Here is a 21,739-nt window from a genome sequence, read left to right as displayed (position 1 = left end):
TAGTCAGTATCGCGAGACCCAGTAGATGACGCCGTAGATCGGCAACCAGCTCAACACGACGAAATACCAGTAGATCGCGTTCTCGCTGACGTCGACGAGGCGCTTGCCTTCGAACGGTCCGGTGAAAAGCAACACCGCGAGCACGGCGGTATCGACGGTATCGGTGACGAGATGAGTCGTATGCAGGCCGAGCAGCAACCAGACGACCGAGCCGTATGCGTTCGCGTACCAGTTCACGTTCAGCGCCGCGAATTCGAATCCGCGGATGACGAGGAACGCGACGGATGACACGAGGCAAACGGAAAGCCATAGCGCGGCCTTCGCGCGGTCGCCGCGTTCCGCCGCGTTTTTCGCGAGCTGGTTCGGCCACAGGCTCGCGAGCAGCACGGCCGTGTTGAGCGTGCCCCAGAGGAGGCCGGGCGCGTCGGCGGCCATCGGCCAGGCGGGGGCGCGCGTGCGCAGATAGAAGACCATCATCACCGCGATGGCGAATACCGTGCCTTCGATCAGCATCAGGCCCATCGTGCTCCACCACATCACGCTGCGGTGTCCGAACGCGAAGCTCGGCAGCGCGCGCACGTCGAGCACGAGATCGCGCGTGTCGCTATCTTCGCCATCTTCGGGACGGGTGCGCGCCGTGCGCGTATCGGCGTTCATGGCCTGCGCTCCCGGGCGACGGCCAGCCGGTTCTCGCCGCGCTTCGGCCAGAACCAGCCGATCATCGCCACGGCGACCGGCAGCGACGCCCACACGACCGCCCAAGGCGTATAGATCGAGCCGATGAAAAGCACCGTCGTCGCGACGGCGCTCGCGAACGGCCAGATGGAAGGCGTCGGAAAAATCGGGCGATGGTCCGGCTGCGCATCGAGCACGCTCGTCACGAGCACCTCGCGGGCGTCGGCGGCGAGCCCCGCGACGAAGGCCGGCTGCGCGGACGGCTCCCATAGCGGATCGCGGCCATGCACGACCGGAATCGCATCGAAGTTATGCGGCGGCGGCGGGGACGGCACGCTCCATTCGAGCGTGCCCGCGCCCCACGGATCGGCGGCGGCGCGTTCGTCGCTGCGCAGACTCCTCACGACATTGACGATAAAGAGAAGCACGCTCAGCGCGATCATATAAGCGCCGATCGTCGCCGTGAGATTCATGCCGTCCCAGCCCATTCCGTGCGGATACGTCCATACGCGACGCGGCATGCCTTCGAGTCCGAGCACATGCATCGGAAAGAAGGTCACGTTGAAGCCGATGAAGAACAGCCAGAACTGCCACTTGCCGAGCCGCTCGCCGAGCATGCGCCCGGCGAACTTCGGGAACCAGTAGAAGAACGCGCCGAAGAGCGGAAACACCGCGCCGCCGAGCAGCACGTAATGCAGATGCGCGACGACGAAATACGTGTCGTGAACCTGCAGGTCGAGCGGCACGGACGCGACCATGATGCCGGTCATGCCGCCCATCACGAGGATAAAAAAGAACGCGAGCACGAACAGCAGCGGCACGCGCAGATTGAGCTTTCCGGTCCATAGCGTGCCGATCCAGCAGAAGATCTGAATGGCCGACGGAATCGCGATCATCAAACTCGCGGCCGTGAAGAAGCTCTTGCCTAACTCGGGAATGTTCGTCGCGAACATGTGATGCACCCACAGCCCGAACGCCAGAAACGCGGTGGCGATGAGCGACAGCACCATCGCCGGATAGCCGAACACCGGACGGCGCGCGAAGGTCGGAATGATCGACGAGATGAAGCCGAGCGGCGGGATGAAAATCAGATACACCTCGGGATGGCCGAAGAACCAGAAGAGGTGTTGCCACAGTAATACGTCGCCGCCCTTGGCCGGGTTATAGAAATGCGTGCCGACGAGGCGGTCGAGAATCAGCGCGGTGCTGCACAGCATGATCGAGGGCATCGCGAAGATCACCATGAACTGGGTGACGAGGGTTGCCCACACGAACAGCGGCATGCGATTGAGCGACATGCCGGGCGCGCGCAACTTGAAGATCGTCGTGATGAGGACGATGGCTTCGAGCAGGCCGGACAACTCGGTGAAGGTGATCATCTGCGCCCAGATGTCCGCGCCCTTGTTCGGCGAATAGTCGGGTCCGGCGAGCGGCACATAGCTGAACCAGCCCGCGTTCGGCGCGGTGTTCACGGCGAGCGCCGCGAACAGCAGCAGTCCGCCGAACAGGAAGACCCAATACGCATAGGCGTTCATGCGGGGAAACGCGATGCTGCGCGCGCCGATCATCAACGGAACGAGGTACGCGGCGACCGCCTGCATCACCGGCACGGCGAAGAGGAACATCATCGTCGTGCCGTGCATCGTGAAGAGTTCGTTGTAGAGGTTCGGGCCGATGAGACGCTGGTCCGGACGCGCGAGTTGCGTGCGCATCGCGAGCGCGAGAAGTCCAGCGAGTACGAAAAACACGAACGTCGTCACGATGAAGCGGCGCGCGATCGTCTTGTGATTGACCGCGCTCAACATGCCGATGAAGCCTGGCGGATCGCTCCATGTCGCCGCGAGCGCAGCGCGCACGGCGGGCGATGCATGCGGACCGTCGACGGGATAGCTGGCGTTGCGCTCGTCGCTCATTTGAGCGTCTCCATCCAGGTGAGCAGCGCTTGCAGATCGGCGGGCGGCAGGCGCGTCGGCGGCATGACCGTGCCGGGTTTGAGCGTGCGCGGATCGACGATCCATCCCGCGAGATTGCCGCGATTGTTCGACAGCGTGCCGGCGGCGATGAACTGCCTGCTCGCGACGTGCGTGAGGTCGGGGCCAACCGTGCCTTGCGCGTCGGTGCCGCGCACGGTGTGACAGCGCGCGCAGTCCTGGTTCATGAACACGTCGCGGCCGCGCGTGGCGATTTCATCCGATGTCTGCGCTGCTGGCGTGCGTTGTCGCGCGGCCCACGCTTCGTACTGCGCGGGCGGATCGGCGATGACCTGGAACGCCATCAGCGCATGTTCGTAGCCGCAAAATTCGGCGCATTGCCCGCGATAAACGCCCGCCTTGTCCGCGCGAAACTCGATGGTCGCGTCGCGGCCGGGAATCATGTCCTTCTTGCCGTGCAGGTTCGGCACCCAGAACGTGTGGATGACATCGGCGGCTTTCAGCGACACGATCACCGGCCGTCCGACCGGCACGTGCAGTTCGTTGGCGAGCGTGAAGCCGGACGATTCGCCATCGGCCGGATAGCGCACTTGCCACCACCATTGATAGCCCGTCATCTCGATGCGCAGCGCGTTGTCGACGGGCAGGCGCGAGAGCGCGCGGTCGGTGAGGACGTCGGCCAGAACGAGGCCGAAGAGCAGAAACGTGGACACGCCCGTCGCGGCGACGACCCACGAGCGCACGCGCGGCTCGCGATGTCCGACGACGGAGAGATCCGCGGGCGTCGCGCGATTGGCGCGAGGCGTGCGCAGCATCGCGATCATGCACGCAAGCAGGATCGCCGCGAAGACCACGCAGCAGACGGCCAGCGTCAGATGCCAAAGGTCGAGGATGCGGCTGGCCTGAATGCCCGCCGGATTCAGTGCGCTCTGCATGGTCGCTCATCAGGGTTCTGGAATGCATCGTCCCGGCGCGAGGCGCGCTGGACAGAAGCCGGACGTGCGTATGCGTTAGCAATCCGCGTGCCGATGGAGGCGCTGGCTTTGCGATTGGAATGGCCTGCGACGAGGGGCGTGGCGCTCGCGCCATGTGGGACGAACGGAAGCGCGATGGGCTTTTAGCTGAAACGTAGGGGAAGAAAGACGCCGATGCGGCGGATGCGGAGCCAGCGCTGGTGCGCGTTTGGCGACGGTCGGTCGATCCTTGTCTGCCGTCGCGGTCAGGTCTTCGCGCGTCAGTGCCACGCCTGTGGCGAAAACAGCGTTGAACGCATATTCGTGCGCGAACAACGCGCAGCCGCGACTGAGCGTCATCTAGCTATTCGATGCAGTGCGCCCAACGTGTGGCTCCACGCTTCGCTAGTGGAGCGTTGCCTTCTTTTCGCTCAAGGAATCAGTGGCAGCGGGAGTGGCCGTCGGCGGCGCGGGTGCATTCGCTGTCGGCGGCGTGGGCGGCATCGAAGCTTTGAAGAGATATCCGCTCGACGTGAGGAAAATCGCAAGTAGAAGAACGAATTCCATGGCGTTCACCTTGCCCGCGCGCGTGGCTGCGAGCGGGCAGACATTTGCCTGTGCAACCGAAAGGAACGCGGCGTCGGAAGAACATCCCGCGTCGCGACGTCTTGCAGATACTCCTACGATATGTAATGGACGGATTTCGTACAAGAGGAATTGCCTTGGCGAGCAATCTAAATCGCTCACATAGGCTGGGCGAACGAGGGCGCTACTGCAAGCGGCGACTCACGTTTGCGCGGCAGAGACCAGCACGCAGCACGACGCGCTGGACCGGCTGACTCCGCGAGATTCGGCAGAAGATTGGTTGCGGCGAATCGAGTCGCACTCGAACAGGCTCGCCAGATCGAACGATGCGCGTCGGCCGCAGGGGTCGTGCTGCCTGCGATACTGAAAAACTACGTCGTCAGAGAATCGAAGGTACGTGGTGGTTCGGACGCGGACTGAGGGCGATCATCAATCACGGCTCACCTTCGATCGCCACATTCGTCTGCGACCGCTTAAAAAGAAAACGCCCGCGCTACACGCAGGCGTTTCCGTGGCCCGCTACCGCGCCCCAACGAACGATTTCTCATCCGCTTTTATCTCCGGGGCCGGCTTCCGCGCGGCTATTTCCAGTATAGGCGCTGCCGCGAGATTTCCAAGTCGACACTGGACCCGTCCGACATTCCGATGGCGCGAGGGTTCGTGTACCCGGCGGCGCGTATCGGGCGGCTGACAATTTTTGACGCTCCCGCCCGAAGGCCACGTTTATTCTGTGCTCTCAATAAGAAGTGAGAGGTTCCGATCCAAATGGGCTTTGGTTTTGGCGAATGGAGGCCGTCCTTCAACACGTTGGACGTGCCGCTGAATATTGGATGGCAATGCACGCTCGTTCCGCGTCGTCAATGCGGCACAGAATTCTGGTTCCTGAAAAAAGACGCGCGTAAGACGGTCGATGAAGATCGCATCGCTTTCGATCGATACTTCCGGCCGAACCTCGATTTGCGCACGGTCGCGGGCGGTAAAGCATTGCGCACTATTCAGCGCTTCCTTCAAATTTTCTTGAATGTCGTCCACTGGAAACAGCCAGCCTCGAACAAAGAGATCGAGCGATTCTTTCGCAAGGCCGTGCGCGATGGCGAGTTGATCCCGGTGGTGGATCGGGGATGGCGCCTGTCGCCGAGAGTCGATGTGCCATCCGACGCGCCGCAGCGTTGGCCGAAGAAAGTCGACTTCCAATACGCACCGCGAGATCCCTATTACATTCCGATCAGCCAGCGCGGCGGGCTAGCGGCCAGCGGTGGATTAGTGGGAAGTCGTGGCCTTGACGGAGTTGCGGCGAAATCCGGTGCGGGTGGCTCTCTCATGGACAGCGTCGGCGGCAGCAGTGGATTCGATTGGCTCGGCGCTGTGGATGACGTTGCAGGGGCAGCTCTCGGAGGATACGCGTCGGAAGGCGATAACGGATCGACGATGAGTTCCGGAGATGACAGCGCGCCCCTGGGTGATGCGTCGCCGTTTGAGTATTCTGAAGACTCACTGTTGGGCGACGATGTAACGGAACTGGCGGCCCGAGGGGTCAGTGCAGCGCAAGAAGCTGAATGCGACGCAATGTATGAGGCCCGTATGACTTATTGCACCGCGTTAAGCAAAATGTATGGCGGCGATGCCCGCACCTATTTCACTTGCAAAGAGCAAGCATTTCGAGATTATCAAGCGTGCCGAGGATACCTATGATCGAATATTTTGTCTCTTATTTTGACCCCGAATCGCAGAGCATTAAGACCGGGTTCGTGGATTCCCGTATCTTTGACAACGTCAGGATGAATTTGGTAGCGGAACATGAAGTCGGACCGCAGCAGCCCATCGATGATGAATTTGCCCGCAGGTTCGGCGGGACTGCTTTGCTCTGGTTTGCGACCCAGTATCCCGAACTAAGGAAGTTTCTTGGGATCACCGACGGAAACGGCAACGTGGTGTCTCTCTAACGACGGCGACTTCCGCGAACACGTGGCGCAGGATCGCTCTGAGGCCGACCTAGGCAGATAGTCAGATGGATGTCACGAAGAAGGTGTCTTCGCTAACCCGATGTCGTGCGCACATCCGCGTCTGTTGCGCTATCAATTTCGCGACGGATCTCTACCTGTTCATTGTGTCTAGAACAGCAGTAAGAGGCTGGCAGAAACAGAGACCGCTTGCGGCGCGGCTCCGCTTCGCCCTGTATGGGAAGGTCCTACTAGCGCAGGAGCGGAACGACGGTAAGGAGCGGTCTGTCATCGCTAGCCATTGCGGCCGCGTGCCTTCCTGTTCGTCACACGCAACGCCCTCGCCGCCTACAGCACAGCAGTACCCCCACACATCACTCCACCTCGGCCAGCGCCAGATCGATGCCCGACTGGCGAATGCCCGTCGCGGCGGCCGGGGCGAGCCCGTCGTCGGTGATCACCTGATCGAAGCTTTCCAGACTCGCGACCTTGTAGAGCCCGACGGTACCGTACTTCGAACTCGCGACCGTGAGCACCGTGCGCGATGCGGACTCCATCGCGGCGAGCTTCACTTCCACTTTCGGCGCCGATGGCGTCGTCACGCCGCGACGCAGATCCCACGAGCTCGCCGATATGAAAGCCACGTCGAGCACGACCTGACGCAGCGTCGCCGCCGCGAGCGTGCCGACGCTCGACAGATTCTTGTGGTCCAACTGTCCGCCGATATGAATGACGTTCACGTGCGTCGCGCTCGCGAGTTCGCGCACGATCTGGAAGTCGTTGGTCACGACCGTCATGTCCGACAGTTCGACGATATGCGGCACGAACGACAACATGGTCGTGCCGGCATCGAGGTAGATCGACATGCCCGAGCGCAGGCCTTCGGTCGCGCGACGCGCAATGGCCTGCTTCTGCGGCTGCTCGACCACCGACTTCGACTGATGACTCGGCTCGCTGTTCAGATGACTCGCGATGCGCACGCCGCCCGGCACGGTATAGACAAATCCGGCTTCTTCCAGCGCGGCGATATCGCGCCGGACCGTCATGTGCGAACAGTTGAACGACTCCATCAACTGATGCACCGACAGCACCTTGTCCCGGCGCAACTGGCGCAGCATGGCCTCGCGCCGCTGATCGGGAATCAGCGGGACATCGGATGCATCGGGTTTGACCTGACTCGACATGGGAAGACCTTCGTTAAGCGGCCCGCCTGCACGACGGGTCGCTTATCTTAGCCGATGAACATGCTGATGAGCATCACGCCCGCGAGCCCCACCAGCGACTGGAGGCACAGCATCAGCGTCCACGTCCGCAAGGTCTGCGCGACGGTCAGCTGGAAGTACTCCTTGAAGAGCCAGAAGCCGGAATCGTTCACGTGCGACAGCATCACCGCGCCCGATGCCGTGGCGAGCACCATCAGTTCCGGCGATACACCCGGATGCGACACCAAAAGCGGCGCGACGATGCCCGATGCCGCAACGGTCGCGACCGTCGCCGAGCCGACGCACACGCGCAGCAACGCGGCGATCACCCAGGCGAGCACGAGCGGGCTCACCGACCAGTGCGCCGTGTGCGACACGATGATCGTGTCCAGGTGAATCGACGTGAGCATCTGCTTGAAGCCGCCGCCCGCGCCGAGAATGAGCAGGATCGCGGAGAGCGGCGCAATGCCCTTGCCGATCATCTTTTGCATCTCGTCGAGCGCAAAACGTCCCTTGATGCCGAGCGCGAAGAACGCGAAGATCACGGCCGCGAGCAGCGACAGGATCGGATCGTTGAGCGACTGGAAGAACACATACAACGCCGTGCCCTTCGCGCTGTAGTCCATGCCGAGGGTGCCCGCGAGCATCAGCCCAGGCGGAATCAGCAGGCAGACTATGGACAACGCGAGCGACACGTCCCTGCCGTTCTCCGCGTCGGTGCGCGTGCCGCCGGGACCCTTCGACAGATCGGGCGCCGGCCCGAAGCTGCGCCGCGCGAACGCCGTGAAGAGCGGGCCGGTGATCACGGCAGCCGGAATCGCGATGATCAGGCCATAGAGCAGCGTGAGGCCGGTGTTGGCGTGGTACGCGGTGACGGCGAGCGTCGGCGCCGGATGCGGCGGCAGCAGACCGTGCGACACATAGAGGCCCGCGGCGAGCGGCAGACCGATATACAGCAGATGGCTGCCCGTGCGGCGCGCGATCGTGTAGACGAGCGGCGCGAGCATGATGAAGCTCACATCGAAGAGATGCGGCATGCCGATCAGCAGCGCCGCCGCGCAGACCGTCCACGGCGCGAGCCACAAGGGCCGCTTGCCGACGAACGCATTCGCGATGCGGTCCGCGCCGCCCGTGCCGATCATGATGCCGCCGAGCACCGCGCCCAGGCCGACGACCGGTCCGGTACGCGCGAGCGCGCCGCCGAAGCCCTTCGTGAAGCTGTCGATCGCGTGTTCCGGCGTCACGCCGGCCGCGAGCCCGAGCCCGAGCGCCGTCAACGTAAGTGCAATGAACGGACTCAGCCGCCAGCGTGCGATCAATACGATCAGCACGACGATGGCAAACGCGGCCATCGCGATCGTCCCGAATTCTCCCCGCATGGTGTCTCCTCTTATTGACTCGGTATTTGAATGATTTGGTGTAGTTCGAGTGCGCGCCGCGCTTATTCGCAGCCGGCTTGCCACGCGCCGAGCAGCGCATCGTCGGGGTTGTGCAGATCGGCGATTGCGATCAGTTCGCCTGCCTTCACTTCGCGTGCAAGCGTCGCGTGGGCCGCGAGATACAGCGGCGCGACATCGGCGGGAGCGGCGGCGCGACGATCGAGCAGGACGGCCTGCACGCCAGTCACGTCATGATGATGGCCGCCCATGTGCAGCACCGTGCCCGCGGGAATATCGACATTCGCGCGCCCCGCCAGCACGACGCATTGCGCAGGCTTCGCCGCGCCCGAGGGCCGGCCGTTCAGCACGGCGTCGAGCAGCGTGATCGGCGTCTCGACGCCCATGAAGTGATACGGCAGATACATGCACGCATAGCGCCCGTTGCGGCTCACGACGTGGCCCTTCTGCGCGAGCAGTTCCCACGTCGGCGCATCGAAGGTGCGCACGACGACGAACACGCCGCCCGCGAAACTCGCCTCGTCGGGACGGCGCAGCATGTTGAACACGTCGATGACGCCCGCACGCGTGAGCACGCCGCCGTCCTCGCGCAGCGCGTAGATATCGGCGAGTTCGGTCGTGCGCGCAACCGGGTAATGCAGCAGTTCCACGTCGGACACGAGGTTCGTGTTCGTCGCGACGACGCTCATCTCGCAGTAGTCCGCCGTCGCCGAGGTCTTGCGGCCGCGCAATGCTTCACGGCGGGCCGCGAGCGTCGCGGGGATGTCGTCGCCGAGCGTCATCAGCTCCGCGAGTTCCGGCGCGGGGAAGGTCTGGTCGAGCTGCGTGACGTTGCCCGTCGCGGCATCGAAGACCAGATCGTATTCGCTCGACTTGCCCGCCGCGACGACCTCCAGACCCAGCACGCGCGCCCACGTCACCCAGCCGATCAGGTTCGACGGCTGGTCGCCGTCCGCCGTCGTATACACGACGCCCTGCCGCTCCGCGAGCCGCGCGAGCGCGACGCCCGCGACCGAATCGACTTCCTTGCTGACCATCGCGACATGACGTTTGGCTTCGAGCGCCTGCACCGCGACGCGATAGCCCACCGACGGATTGCCGGTCGCTTCCACGAGGATGTCGTAATCGGCTGCGGCGAGCAGCGCGACATCGGCGACGAGCGCGATCTGGCCCGGCGTGAGCGCAGCCACGCCCGCGGCATCGGCGCATTCGACGAGCGACGCCGCGTCGAAACCGAGTTCGATGCACATCGCGCGCAGGCCCGCGACGCCGAGATCGCACAGCGCCGCCGGCACGAGACGATCGATCAGGCGCGTCTGCGCGAGCAGCGTGCGGGCGAAGCCGCCCTTCGCGCCGGTGAGGGCGTAGCGCACGGTCTGGACTGCCTGCGCCGATGAAGGCGCGGAAAACAGAAGTTCGAAGTTCATCTTGGCATTCGCAGAAAGCGTTGCCGACAGCGCTTCGCCGGCGAACGGGATAAGAGGCCGCAGACAGGTCTGCAACGGATCACTCAGACGTTAACGATATTTATCATTACAGTCAATTTAATTAACATGAATTCACATAGAACGTTCACACAGGCATACAATCGCCAGCCGGAGGAACACCATGCACACACACATGCACCGTCCCGTTCTGGGATGCATCGCCGACGATTTCACCGGCGCCAGCGATCTCGCCAGCACGCTCGTCCGTGGCGGCATGCGCACGATTCAAACCATCGGCGTGCCGGAAACCAGCGTGCTCGATGACGTGGATGCGCTCGTCGTCGCGCTAAAGTCGCGCACGATCGACGCACAGGAAGCCGTTGCGCAATCGCTCGCGGCACTCGACTGGCTGCGCGCGCAGGGCTGCCGCCAGTTTTTCTTCAAGTACTGCTCGACCTTCGATTCGACCGATGCGGGCAACATCGGCCCGGTCGCCGACGCGCTGCTCGATGCGCTCGCGGCCGGCACCGGCGGCGACTTCGCCATCGTGTGCCCGGCGTTTCCGGAGAACGGGCGCACGGTGTATCGCGGACACCTGTTCGTCGGCGACGCGCTGCTCAGCGAATCGGGCATGGAGAACCATCCGCTGACGCCCATGCGCGATTCCAATCTCGTGCGCGTTCTGCAGCGTCAGTCGAAATCGAAAGTCGGCCTGATCGCGAGCGCGACGGTCGCGGCGGGCGCGAACGCGGTACGCGATGCGATCGCGCGTCTGCGTGCGGACGGCGTGCGCCTCGCGATCGCGGACGCGCTCACCGACGCCGACTTGCGCACGCTGGGCGAAGCCTGCGCCGAGTTGCCGCTCGTCACGGGCGGTTCGGGTGTCGCCATTGGCTTGCCGGAGAACTTCCGCCGCGCCGGACTCATCGAGCCAAACGAGAAGGCGGCGGATTTGCCGGCCGTCGCGGGCGCGGCGCTCGTGCTGGCGGGCAGCGCGTCGAAGGCGACCAACGCACAGGTTGCCGAATGGATCGCCAAGCGCCCCGCGTATCGCGTCGATCCGCGCGCGCTGGCGCGTGGCGAAGCGGTCGTCGAGGCGGCGCTCGCCTTCATCGATACCCATGCGGAAGAGCCGGTCCTGATCTATGCGACCGCCGCGCCCGATGAAGTCGTGTCGGTTCAGCGCGAACTCGGCGTGGCGGCCGCAGGCAAGCTCGTCGAAGATGCGCTCGCCGCCATCGCACGCGAGGCGAAGGCGCGTGGCGTGCGCAAGTTCGTGGTGGCGGGCGGCGAGACTTCGGGTGCGGTGGTTCAGGCGCTCGGCGTCGACCGGCTGCTGATCGGACCGCCGATCGATCCGGGCGTGCCTGTCACCGTCGCGCTGGGCGAAACGCCGCTTGCGCTCGCGCTCAAGTCGGGCAACTTCGGCGCGGGCGATTTCTTCGCGAAGGCGCTGCGCTTTATCGACGGAGAACGTTCGTGAGCCAGGCCATGATCAGCGCACACGGCGACGCGAAACTGCGCGAGGAAATCTGCACGATCGGCGCGAGTCTCTACGCGCGCGGCTACACCGTGGGCAGTGCGGGCAACATCAGCGCGCGCTGCGATGATGGCTGGCTCATCACGCCCACCGACGCGTGTCTCGGCCGGCTCGATCCCGCGGATATCGCAAAGGTCGATGCGCAAGGCCGGCATGTGTCGGGCGCGCGGCCGTCGAAGACGCTGGAGTTGCATCGGCGTATCTACGAGGGCAACGCCGAAACGCGCGGCATCGTGCATACGCACTCGACCTCGCTCGTCGCGCTGACGCTTGCGGGCGTGTGGAGCGATGAAGACGTACTGCCGCCCATTACGCCGTACTACGTGATGAAGGTCGGCCACGTTCCGCTCGTGCGGTACCGGCGTCCGGGCGATCCGCAAGTGGCCGCCGAAATTGCCGGGCGCGCGGCGTCCGTGCGAGCCGTATTGCTCGAACGGCTGGGGCCGGTCGTGTGGGAGCGCAGCGTCTCGCACGCTTCTTATGCGCTCGAAGAGCTCGAAGAAACGGCGCGTCTGTGGCTCATGACGACGCCGCGTCCGGCCCCGCTCGATCAGTCCGCGATTGACGAGTTGTGCGACACGTTCAACGTGCGCTGGTAGTGGCGTGCAAAGGGCGATTGGCCTGTTGATGCAAGAATCCCAACGGATCACGGTCCGCGTTTGCTGCGGCCACCAGCTGGCTTGCTGGCGGGCTTGCTACGTGGCTTTCGCACGCTGAACGGATTACCGCTGGACGGGCTTGTGCCTTCGCCCGCGGCCACAGCGCGCTGCGCCGCAGGCTTGCGTTTGTTCTCGCCACCTTGCGGACGCGGTTTATTGTTAAGCACCTGCACAGCGCCCGGCACCGCTTGCGGCGCTTTGGGCTTCTTGGGCTTTTTAGGTTTCTTGATGATCTGACCCGTCGCGCTGGTTTGCGGCACGCGGTGTTCGGCCTCAAAACCCGGCTCTTCTTCACGGGGCAGCGTTTGCCGAATCAGCGCTTCGATCGCGGCCAGTTGCGGTGCTTCATCGGCACACACGAGGGACACCGCTACGCCGCTGGCGCCCGCGCGGCCGGTCCGGCCAATACGGTGCACATAGTCTTGCGCCACGATCGGCAGATCAACGTTGATCACCAGCGGCAGGTCGTCGATATCCAGCCCGCGCGCAGCCACATCGGTGGCGACCAGCATATTTACTTCGCCTGTCTTGAAGCGCTCGAGCGCACGCAGGCGCGCGGGTTGCGGTTTGTCGCCGTGGATGGTGTCGACCGCATAGCCCGCTTCATCCAGCATGGATGCCAGATAATCCACGCCATTGCGGGTTTTAACGAACACCAACGCATGCTCCCAGTTGTTCTCAGCCACAAGGTGCATGAAGAGCTCAGGTTTGTTCCTTTTATCCACCGGCACCACCCATTGCTTGATATTGCTGGCCGTGGCATTGGGCGGGCTGACGCTGATATTGACCGGGCCGCGCAGAATGGTCGCCGCGATGGCGCGGATATCATCGGTAAATGTGGCGGAGAACAGCAGGGTCTGTCGCTGAGCGGGCAAGGCAGCAAAGACGGCGTCGAGTTCGCGCGCAAAGCCCAGATCCAGCATGCGGTCGGCTTCATCCAGCACCAGCGTTTGTACTTGATCGAACTGCACCGCGTTCTGGCGATTGAGATCCAGCAAACGGCCCGGCGTGGCAACGAGCACATCCACGCCTTTACGCAACTTCATCATCTGCGGGTTGATACTCACGCCGCCGTAGGCCGCCAGAAATCGTAAGTCGAGGCCTTTGCCGTAAGCCATAAAGCTTTGCAGCACTTGTTCAGCCAGTTCACGTGTGGGCACCAGCACCAGAACACGCGCGCGGTTGCTGGACACCGCCGGACCGTGTTGCGTCAGCCGTTGCAACAGCGGCAGCGCAAAACCCGCCGTCTTGCCAGTGCCGGTTTGCGCCGCGCCCATGACGTCCTTGCCGCTGAGCACAGCAGGAATCGCCTTGGCCTGAACCGGCGTAGGCGTCTGGTAATTGAGGTCCTGCAAATTACGCAGCAACGGATCGATCAGGCCAAGCGAGGCGAAAGACATGCGCGTATTCCGAGCTAAAACCGCAATTTTAGCGGTTGCGGGGCTGATTGAACCGCGCAGATCAATGGTCAAAAAGATCGACGTCGATCGCCGCTGAAGAAGGTAGCGGCCGACGAACTGTGCAACGAGACAAAGACGAGCAGCGCTGCGGGCAGCACCGGTCCTGATTAAACTTGAACCTGCCCGGTAGGTGCCGATTATCCTTCGATCACCACTGATTCTTCTAGCTCGGAACCAGTCGTAGATGCCATCTGGATCAAAAGACGGTTTTCGGATCGTAAGTGCGAGTTTGAAGAATGCAGAAAGCGGCCGTTCCGCGCCGCGACGCCGTTACCGTCGGCAAAACGCCATCTTGCTAACGTCCAGTCGAGCCTCGTAGAACGTCGGCCAAGGCCGAAGTGTTCGCTTCGAATACGCTTAAAGTGCCCGGGCCGAAGTAATTTTCAACGGCAAGGGCTCGTCCGTCCAACTTTGCGGTAGAAGCAGCATCTTCGCTTCCAGATCGAACGGAAGCACCCACAGTCGCAACCCGCGCTGCATCTCAAATGGCGGCAAAGGTTCAGAGAAATCCCGGCCTTTCGGATAGATCAGCGCCATATCCCCCTGACCGCCCTGATAGTGATGTCCGTATGCAAACATCTGGTAGAAGTCACCCTGAGCGATCCCGTACTTCTGCGCCGGAGCCGTCGCGTCGAGCCGTTTCCATTTGGTGTCCATCGCCCAGCGACGATCTCCCTGCTCCAGCAGCAGATCGGGCCGCAACTGGAACATCTCTCGTCCCCGATGCCGGCACAGCGAATGTCGCCTTGCTTGCGTCACGAGGCGAGCGCCGTTCTGAAGATGACGATGTATCCATCGCGCCACGTAGTCCTCGAAGAGCCGCTCCATCGGAAACAGAAAGCTGATGCCGCGCCAGTCTCCGTGAACCGAGTGCGGCAGCTGCTGGCGCAAGATCAGTTCGCACCACGGCTTCACCGGCCGGTAATGCACCATCAATCTGTCGTCGTGCCACTTGCGAAAGTCCTGCTCCGTATCTTGCGATGCAGGCAGCTCGCGCAACACGCCACTGAGTTCGTGCGATAGTCGCCAGTTCTGCGCATCTCTCGTACGTCTGGCGACCGCGTCCAGCGCCTTCTTGAGGAGACGATTTTCAGGCCGGTTGGCCAGGAAGACATCGTGACGGATGTGAAGCAGATGTCCCTTGTGGGGTGGTTGACGCAATTGGCGCGCGATATCGAGCTGGCCGCGCAGGTAACGAGACTCCTCCTCCACCCGCAGATAGTCGAATCGCAGCCCGCGCTTGAGCAGATGCTCGAGCGCCGTCAAGAATCGGCCCATTATCCATTCCGACAGGGGCGTGCGAAACAGTCTCAGCCCAGCCTCATCCGCTTCGTGCGGTGGAAGATTCAGCGCGCCGGCAATGAGTCGGCACATGAGTGCTCGTGCCGGCTCCGGGTCGTCCAGGTCGTGATGCTTGGGCAGGATTTCGATGACTTGACCGCACGGCGACTCCAGAACACCCACGAAGCTGCGTAACTGCAATTCGTTGCGGCCCACGACGCTCAAAAGCCGCCCGCCCTTCGTACGTCTTTCCTCCAGACCGCAAAGCCAGTCGAAGGCAGATTCGGGGACTTGTGCATGGTCCAGCGTGTTTTGCACCAGCGAAGTCGTAAGGTAGGCATATTCGCGTACGACAATGGGATTCATTGTTGTTCCGTAATGGCGTCGATGACCTTTTTCCCCAATTGCCGTGTGTTATGTCGAGTTTCGCCATTGTTTTCGATGCTGACACCCAGCGAGCCAGCCAATTCCCGCAACTGCGACATTGCGTTCTTCTGCAATTGGCCGTCCTTTAAGACTTCTATCGTGCCGGATGTCAGTTGCCGGATGACCCTTCCCGAGTACTCGACTTCGCGCCTGACACGACCTGCATCGTTCGGGTTGTCGCCGCCGTTGCCACCAATTTCCCAGTATGCTTGGGCGCGCTCCAACGCATCGGCGTTGATCCGATATTCGAGCGCATCCTGCCTCGCGCCGATATCCACGCCAAACAGTTGGTCGAGATCGGCCGTGCATTCCTGAACAATCTGATAATCGTAGGCCTTTCGATGATCATTCAACACCCATCGAATGTGCTGCCAGTCCTCGAAGAAATACTCTTGTAGTAACGGCAGGACGTTATTCCGAAATATCGCCGTCAGCCGTTCGAGACGGGGATCGCCTATGAGACTCATGAAGTAGGCATGGCCGATAGAGAACGACAATTATCTTGGCCGGTCCTTTGACAGTTACCTTGGCCGGTGGTGAGGAGTCGAAGGCGGCGTAGCCGCCGGAGACGACGAACTACCGGCGGCGCCGGAGTAGCGGGGTTTTACGATGGCTGATCGCGTCGAAGAAGAAGCGAACAGCCATGTCTGGAACCTACGTGACGGACCAGCAGGTCCGACTCTATATGAGCAAGCGCAAACATCACACTCAGGAAGTCGCCGCGGCGATGGCGGACTTGAGCGTTCGCACGGCCCGGCGCATCGAGCATGACGGCCGTCTGCCGTCGCAGAAGCCATCACGCACGTGGCGTACACGTCACGATCCGTTCGCGGAAGTTTGGGAGAGCGAGGTCGTGCCATTGCTGAGCCACGCGCCCCGGCTCAAGGCCATCACGCTGCTGTCCAAGCTGCAAGAGGCGCATCCCGGCCTCTTCCCCGACAGCATGCGGCGTACGCTCGAACGGCGCGTCAGCAAATGGCGCGCACTCGAGGGCCCTAACAAGGAGATCTTCTTCCCGCAGCAGCACTTGCCCGGCGTGCAGGGGCTCTCGGACTTCACCGACATGCGAGATCTGCGCGTGACGGTCGCCGGCGCGCCCCTCCATCACCGGCTCTATCACTTCGTGCTCGCGTTCTCGCACTGGGAATACGCCTATGTCCTCGAAGGTGGTGAGAGTTTCGAGGCCCTCTCCACCGGATTACAGAACGCACTGTGGCAGGCCGGCGGCTGCCCGCATGAGCATCGCACCGACAGCCTATCGGCAGCGTTCAAGAATTTGCAGACTGAAGAGGACTTCACGGCTCGCTATGACGCACTGCTGGTGCATTACGGCATGGCCGGCACGCGCAATAACGTCGGCGTGGCCCATGAGAACGGTAGTGTGGAATCCTCGCACCGCCATCTGAAGGAGGCGATCGACCAGGCGTTGATGCTGCGTGGCCATCGCGACTTCGACGATCGTGCTGCCTATGAGGCGTTTGTTCGCGACGTCGTCATGCGCCGTAACCGTCGTAACGCAGCGGCGTTTAACGCTGAGCGCGAACATTTGCAAGATCTGCCCGCACATCGCACGACCGACTTCATCGAAGAGGAAGCGCGCGTGACACGCTGTGGCACCTTCACCGTGCGGGGCATTCTCTACAGCGCACCGTCGCGCCTGATTGGTCACCGTCTGAAGGTGCGCGTCTTTGCCGATCACCTCGACTGCTATCTGTCCGGCGCGCTCGTGCACAACACAGCACGCGGCTCGCATGCGGCCAATAGCCGCCGTCGCAAGCTCGACTACCGGCACTTCATCGAGGCGCTCAAGCGCAAGCCCCAAGCGTTCAAGGGGCTGGCGTTTCGCGACGACTTGTTCCCGCGCGAGGCGTACCGCCGGACGTGGGAGCGGCTTGAGGCTCGGCTCACGCAGCGGCAAGCCTGCAAGACCATGGTCGGCTTGCTGGAGCTGGCCGCGAATCACGGAGTCGAGGCCGTTCTTGCTGAGCGGCTCGAAGCATTGCTCGTCGTCGGTGAGCTGCCCGATCTCGAGCAACTACAGAATGAATTTGCGCCGCGGCAGGCGCAATGCCCAGACGTGGCCGTCGACATGCCGACGGCAGCTCTCTACGACGCGCTGCTTGGCGAGGAGGTATCGGTATGAATGCGCCCGCAATCTACGATGCCGCCCGTATGGGGCTGATGCTCACCGAGTTGCGCTTGCCGACGATCGCGCGGCTATGGGCTGAGTTCGCTCAGCGCTCCGACAAGGAAGGCTGGCCGTCGACGCGCCTGCTCGGCGCGCTGCTCGAGCACGAACTGGCCGAGCGCGCGAAACGGCGCATCGAGCGGCATCGCGTCGAATCGCATCTGGACCCAAGCAAGACGCTCGAGGCCTTCGACTTCGGCTTGGTACCGATGGTGTCCAAGGCACATGTAATGGCGCTCGCGAGCGGCGACTCGTGGCTCGAGAAAGGCGCCACGATCCTGCTGTTTGGGCCGCCGGGTGCCGGGAAGAGCCATTTAGGCTCCGGCATTGGTCATGCGCTGATCGACGCCGGGTACCGGGTGCTGTTCACACGCACCGGCGAAATCGTGCAGAAGCTGCAGGCGGCACGCCAAAGCCTGCTGTTGCCATCGATGCTCGCCAAGCTCGATCGCTTCGATCTGATCATCCTGGATGACCTGTCGTACGTCAGAAAGGACCAGGCCGAAACGAGCGTGCTGTTCGAATTGATTGCAGAGAGATACGAGCGTCGAAGCCTTCTCATTACGGCCAACGCCGCGTTCTCCGGCTGGAATGATGTCTTCCCCGATCCCTCAATGACGGTCGCCGCCATCGACCGACTGGTCCATCACTCGACGATCTTCGAGCTGAACGTGGAAAGCTACCGGCGTCGCAGTGCCGATGACAACAAGCGCGCGCGGCGGCGTCAATTACACCACCCCGAATCGGAAGGAGCGACAACTATGGCGAGCTGAGCAGCGACAACTAACCCCGTCGACCGGCCAAGATAGTTGTCGCCCGGGCGGCCATCGTAATTGACAATCTACAGGCCGATGGCATGGTCTCGATCAAGCAGCACGGAAATGCGCTGATTCATGATCCGCAACAAGTGGCCGACATTGATGGTCGCGCCTTCCTCGCTTTCGATCACGACGTCGTTCAGCAATTCGGGCCGGGGCGGCATCTCGACAAAAGTGAAGCGGCGACGCAGTGCCAGATCCAACGCTGCCAGCGAACGGTCGGCGGTATTCATCGTGCCGATGATGTGTAGATTGCTCGGCACGCTGAATCGGTCCTTCGAGTAAGGCAGCACGACCTGCAACGACTCTTCGGCGCCCGCACGTTTCGACGGTTCGATCAGCGTGATCAGTTCGCCGAAGACGCGCGAAACGTTCCCGCGATTTATTTCGTCGATGACCAATACGAAGCGCGCTTCATTCGTCGCATCCGGGTCCGCTGCGTCGCTCGCATCGGCATGTGATTTTCGCGCTCGTTCGCACAGCCTCTTGAACACGCCGTCCTCGACCTCGTAGCACAGTTGTCCGTTTTCGACTTTGGCGCGCAAACCCTCTACGAAGTCCTCGTAACTGAAACTCTGATGGAAGGTAACAAACGCGATCTGCCGGGCTTCGACGAGTTCATCGAAGCGTCGCTTCAACGCACTGCGCTCCTGATTCTCTACGAGGAATTCCGGATCGAGAATCTCCAATGCCTTCTCAATGGTTTGATACGTTTTTCCAGTCCCCGGCGGCCCATAGAGGATCTGGTTGAGGAGGGAAGTGTTCATGTCCGATGATGTATTTTCGGTGGCTGCAGGCATGTCCGAATCCGCTGCACTCGGTTCGCTGTTGCCGAGAGGATCAGCAAGTTCAAAAACATATTCGTTGCCTTCGTGGACCCAGATTTCCCGAAGACTCTTCCCACTGGTCAACAGGCCACGAGTCTTGATGTGTTTGTTCGTGGGATCGGGAATTCCGAAGTGCTTCAACGCTGCGGTAAAACTGGAGAAGCGCACGCCGTTGCATAGAATGCTATGGCGATCCGAGCGCTTTCTGCGAATGTCAGTGTCTTCCCAAGATTTGGCGACGGACTCTGAAATTTTGGATGTTGACATGGGTGTTGTGCGAGAGCGGGCGCGAAGTTCCTGTGATCATAAAGCAATGTGCTAGCTCGAATCGATTGGATCGCTCGACGATAGTGCATGGCCGATTCCTTGGGATTGCAAGCGTCCGCTTCGTATTTGATAGAGGACCTGCAAATGCGGCCGACTGGACGGCAGCAAAGGTCGAGGATACGCATACGCGTCAATACAACCGACATTCGCGCTCGCGAAGCTTTTGAAAGACGGGAAAGGAGTCTGGAGCCGCCGCATGGAGGACGATACCCGAACGTCCGCTATGGCCGAGGTCCTTGCATTGACCATCCGGCAGGGCTCGGCTAGGAATCGTCATTCGACATTGGGCTGCGAATCTCGGACAATCGACCAGCCAGACCGCCGAAGACGGCGCTTGCTCGCGCAGCGGAGTCAGGAAAAATTCATGGCAGCGCCCGCAATCGGCTATTCCTGGCACAGGATGACGCAAGCGCGTTAATCCGAGATTCTGACGGGAATGGCGCGGTCCTACTTGGATCCCAAGTAAGTGAAAGATACGATGACGAGAATCCGTCCCAGCACGACAGCCAGCGACACTTGAATCCAGAGCGCCGGCGTCGCGTCGGAATTTGCGACCATGTCTGGCACGAGCACGAGTTCAAAACAATCCCCAACACCTCGCACACGTCATGAAGCAGCACGTACGGATAAAGCTTGTTCAGAGACGACAAGCACGGCGGCGTGCGGCCCGCAACCCTGCAGCCGGAACGAAGGGATATGCGGACGATGACTATGGGTTGCGACTTGCCTCCATCTACTCTCAGCACAAAGACTTGTTCAAACGACTAGAAGACGCGTGAGCAGGAGAAGGTCACGCATGCGTCGGTTTCTGCCTTCCGGCTCATAAAAACACCGCCAGTGCGCGGACGACCGTGCGGAAGAACATCGATTTTCAAGGGCTACGTTGAGACGAAGCCAGCCTATGCCGAACCTTTCTGCATCGGCAGGCGCTCAGCAAACACCTTCGAAGCGGTGTCGATAATCTCCTGGTAGTACTGTCTGATTGTTCTTGGGGCGTGGCAATCCCACGCATCTGGATGAAATGTCCTAAAACACTCGATGCCATTCGACCGGAAATGCCACAGAGCCTTTGGCTCAACCTTCACAGCTTGACGCTCGGGAAGCACGGCTTTCAAGGCGCGGTCGTACTTGTGGCCGCAACCGAAGATGATTAGGTCTGGCTTAAGCAGTTCGATTTCGAAATGGACGGCCGCCACCGAGAAATCAAACAAATGAGCGGAATGCCCAATCGAGGTCCGAGAGTAGCCGCGCTTCGGGCGGTGCCAGTCCATCTTCATTAGATTGTTCCAGCAGACAGCCGCTCGATTGCCTCCAGCGAACGCATCAGCGAACCGCTTCCACTGCCTTAAGAACTCACTATTGCCGGTGCCACGGGCTTGTTGATCCTCGTAGCGAGTCTTCGCAATGGCAATTCCGTCTGGACGCTCGTAGAAGGCTCGCAGCTTGCCACACCAACCGTTGGTTTCCTTCCCGATGAACATTACCCGGAGGGGCGCATCCAGGTAAGCCTGAGATACGCTAAGGAGGAACGGCGCCGACAACTCGTGAAAATATGCCATAAAGCCGGACTCGGCCGCGGTAAGCGCCTCCGCATAGTAAGAATCCAAGACCGCTTGAACGTTGTGTTTGAGCATGGTTTCACCGGATGCTATGCCGTGGTGGCGGCCGAGCCCATCGAGTTAAGTTACAGCTTCGGCGGCAATTGTGGCATACGTGGATCGGATTTCGGTTGAACGCGCGAGTGTCCGCTTTGGCTTTCAGCTACGGTCTCTTCCAGGTTGCGAAGACTCAACTGCCGACCATGGATTCAGCGTTTGCGGGGGCAAAGCATCTAACGACGGAAAAGGGACCCGACGCTGCCTCGCTTGTGCGACCACCTGAACGACTGCTAAGACCGACAACGCGCAGTGCCCCTGTCTTTGCCAACCGGTACCGCCCGTCCGCTCCCAACGCGAACGGGCCCCCATCACCGGGGTCGATGCTGCCATCGTCATGCGTTCGCCCGCCGTCCGTAGTTCCGCCGCGCGCCGACGATGCGCACGCACCAGCGCAACATTCGGCGGCTTTGATTTCGGCGGCACGTCGTTCAGGGCGACAGAGGCT

Annotated in this window: 17 protein-coding genes; 6 read left to right on the top strand and 11 right to left on the bottom strand. The window is 61.8% G+C overall.

All coding sequences use genetic code 11. The features are described from left to right. Positions 1 to 3: 3 nt before the first annotated feature. From AWB82_RS28810 to coxB, 3 genes are read right to left on the bottom strand one after another with little or no spacing between them, the layout of a single operon-like run. Complete coding sequence (locus tag AWB82_RS28810) at positions 4 to 657, bottom strand: cytochrome c oxidase subunit 3 (RefSeq protein WP_086972729.1); 654 nt, start codon at positions 655 to 657, stop codon at positions 4 to 6. Then, a complete protein-coding gene (gene ctaD, locus AWB82_RS28805; protein ID WP_086972728.1) occupies positions 654 to 2,588 on the bottom strand; it encodes a cytochrome c oxidase subunit I in 1,935 nt (644 codons plus the stop codon). The genes AWB82_RS28810 and ctaD overlap by 4 nt, the downstream gene beginning before the upstream one ends. Next, positions 2,585 to 3,541 carry a cytochrome c oxidase subunit II gene (gene coxB, locus AWB82_RS28800; RefSeq protein WP_086972727.1) on the bottom strand — a complete coding sequence of 319 codons (957 nt, stop codon included), beginning with the start codon at positions 3,539 to 3,541 and terminating at the stop codon, positions 2,585 to 2,587. Before coxB ends, ctaD begins: the two co-directional genes overlap by 4 nt. 1,368 nt (positions 3,542 to 4,909) lie before the next feature. Between coxB and AWB82_RS28795 the strand changes: the two genes are divergently transcribed. Together AWB82_RS28795 and AWB82_RS28790 are read left to right on the top strand one after the other, a co-directional pair. Then, positions 4,910 to 5,836 (top strand): hypothetical protein, encoded by a 927-nt coding sequence (locus tag AWB82_RS28795; RefSeq protein WP_086972726.1) that lies wholly within the window; start codon positions 4,910 to 4,912, stop codon positions 5,834 to 5,836. Next, complete coding sequence (locus tag AWB82_RS28790) at positions 5,833 to 6,087, top strand: hypothetical protein (protein ID WP_086972725.1); 255 nt, start codon at positions 5,833 to 5,835, stop codon at positions 6,085 to 6,087. Before AWB82_RS28795 ends, AWB82_RS28790 begins: the two co-directional genes overlap by 4 nt. A 371-nt stretch (positions 6,088 to 6,458) precedes the next feature. On the opposite strand, the gene AWB82_RS28785 is transcribed toward AWB82_RS28790, so the two are convergent. The 3 genes from AWB82_RS28785 to AWB82_RS28775 form a co-directional block, all read right to left on the bottom strand. After that, positions 6,459 to 7,268, bottom strand: coding sequence for a DeoR/GlpR family DNA-binding transcription regulator (locus AWB82_RS28785; protein ID WP_086972724.1), 810 nt, complete (start codon positions 7,266 to 7,268; stop codon positions 6,459 to 6,461). 47 nt (positions 7,269 to 7,315) lie between these two features. Continuing rightward, on the bottom strand, positions 7,316 to 8,665 hold the full coding sequence (locus tag AWB82_RS28780) for a GntT/GntP/DsdX family permease (RefSeq protein WP_096031469.1): 1,350 nt from the start codon (positions 8,663 to 8,665) through the stop codon (positions 7,316 to 7,318). A gap of 62 nt (positions 8,666 to 8,727) precedes the next feature. Continuing rightward, positions 8,728 to 10,110 (bottom strand): homoserine dehydrogenase, encoded by a 1,383-nt coding sequence (locus AWB82_RS28775; protein ID WP_086972738.1) that lies wholly within the window; start codon positions 10,108 to 10,110, stop codon positions 8,728 to 8,730. Positions 10,111 to 10,291: 181 nt separating this feature from the next. Here AWB82_RS28775 and otnK point away from each other — a divergent pair, with 181 nt between their 5' ends. After that, positions 10,292 to 11,593, top strand: a complete 1,302-nt coding sequence (gene otnK, locus AWB82_RS28770) for a 3-oxo-tetronate kinase (protein ID WP_086972723.1) — start codon at positions 10,292 to 10,294, stop codon at positions 11,591 to 11,593. A gap of 8 nt (positions 11,594 to 11,601) precedes the next feature. Continuing rightward, positions 11,602 to 12,249: a 3-oxo-tetronate 4-phosphate decarboxylase gene (otnC, locus tag AWB82_RS28765; RefSeq protein ID WP_086972722.1), complete on the top strand. Its 648-nt coding sequence runs from the start codon at positions 11,602 to 11,604 to the stop codon at positions 12,247 to 12,249. Positions 12,250 to 12,296: 47 nt separating this feature from the next. Here the strand turns inward: otnC and AWB82_RS28760 are convergent, their stop codons facing one another. From AWB82_RS28760 to AWB82_RS28750, 3 genes are all read right to left on the bottom strand, one after another. Next, positions 12,297 to 13,709: a DEAD/DEAH box helicase gene (locus AWB82_RS28760; protein WP_086972721.1), complete on the bottom strand. Its 1,413-nt coding sequence runs from the start codon at positions 13,707 to 13,709 to the stop codon at positions 12,297 to 12,299. A gap of 417 nt (positions 13,710 to 14,126) precedes the next feature. Then, on the bottom strand, positions 14,127 to 15,416 hold the full coding sequence (locus AWB82_RS28755) for an McrC family protein (protein ID WP_086972720.1): 1,290 nt from the start codon (positions 15,414 to 15,416) through the stop codon (positions 14,127 to 14,129). Further along, complete coding sequence (locus AWB82_RS28750) at positions 15,413 to 15,973, bottom strand: hypothetical protein (protein WP_143756903.1); 561 nt, start codon at positions 15,971 to 15,973, stop codon at positions 15,413 to 15,415. Before AWB82_RS28750 ends, AWB82_RS28755 begins: the two co-directional genes overlap by 4 nt. Before the next feature lie 146 nt (positions 15,974 to 16,119). Between AWB82_RS28750 and istA the strand changes: the two genes are divergently transcribed. Both istA and istB read left to right on the top strand, forming a co-directional pair. Next, entirely contained in the window at positions 16,120 to 17,619 is a 1,500-nt protein-coding gene (gene istA, locus AWB82_RS28745) for an IS21 family transposase (protein ID WP_086972718.1), read from the top strand. After that, complete coding sequence (gene istB / locus AWB82_RS28740) at positions 17,616 to 18,437, top strand: IS21-like element helper ATPase IstB (protein WP_086972717.1); 822 nt, start codon at positions 17,616 to 17,618, stop codon at positions 18,435 to 18,437. Before istA ends, istB begins: the two co-directional genes overlap by 4 nt. 68 nt (positions 18,438 to 18,505) lie before the next feature. Here istB and AWB82_RS28735 read toward each other — a convergent pair whose 3' ends face one another. Together AWB82_RS28735 and AWB82_RS28725 are read right to left on the bottom strand one after the other, a co-directional pair. Continuing rightward, positions 18,506 to 19,576: an McrB family protein gene (locus AWB82_RS28735; protein ID WP_086972716.1), complete on the bottom strand. Its 1,071-nt coding sequence runs from the start codon at positions 19,574 to 19,576 to the stop codon at positions 18,506 to 18,508. Between the two features lie 959 nt (positions 19,577 to 20,535). Then, positions 20,536 to 21,270 (bottom strand): uracil-DNA glycosylase family protein, encoded by a 735-nt coding sequence (locus tag AWB82_RS28725; protein ID WP_086972714.1) that lies wholly within the window; start codon positions 21,268 to 21,270, stop codon positions 20,536 to 20,538. Positions 21,271 to 21,739 lie beyond the last annotated feature (469 nt).

The organism is Caballeronia glebae (assembly GCF_001545035.1).
Taxonomy (GTDB): Bacteria; Pseudomonadota; Gammaproteobacteria; order Burkholderiales; family Burkholderiaceae; genus Caballeronia; species Caballeronia glebae.
Note: the sequence above shows the minus strand (reverse complement) of the source record. Positions and strands in the feature narration are given on the sequence as shown.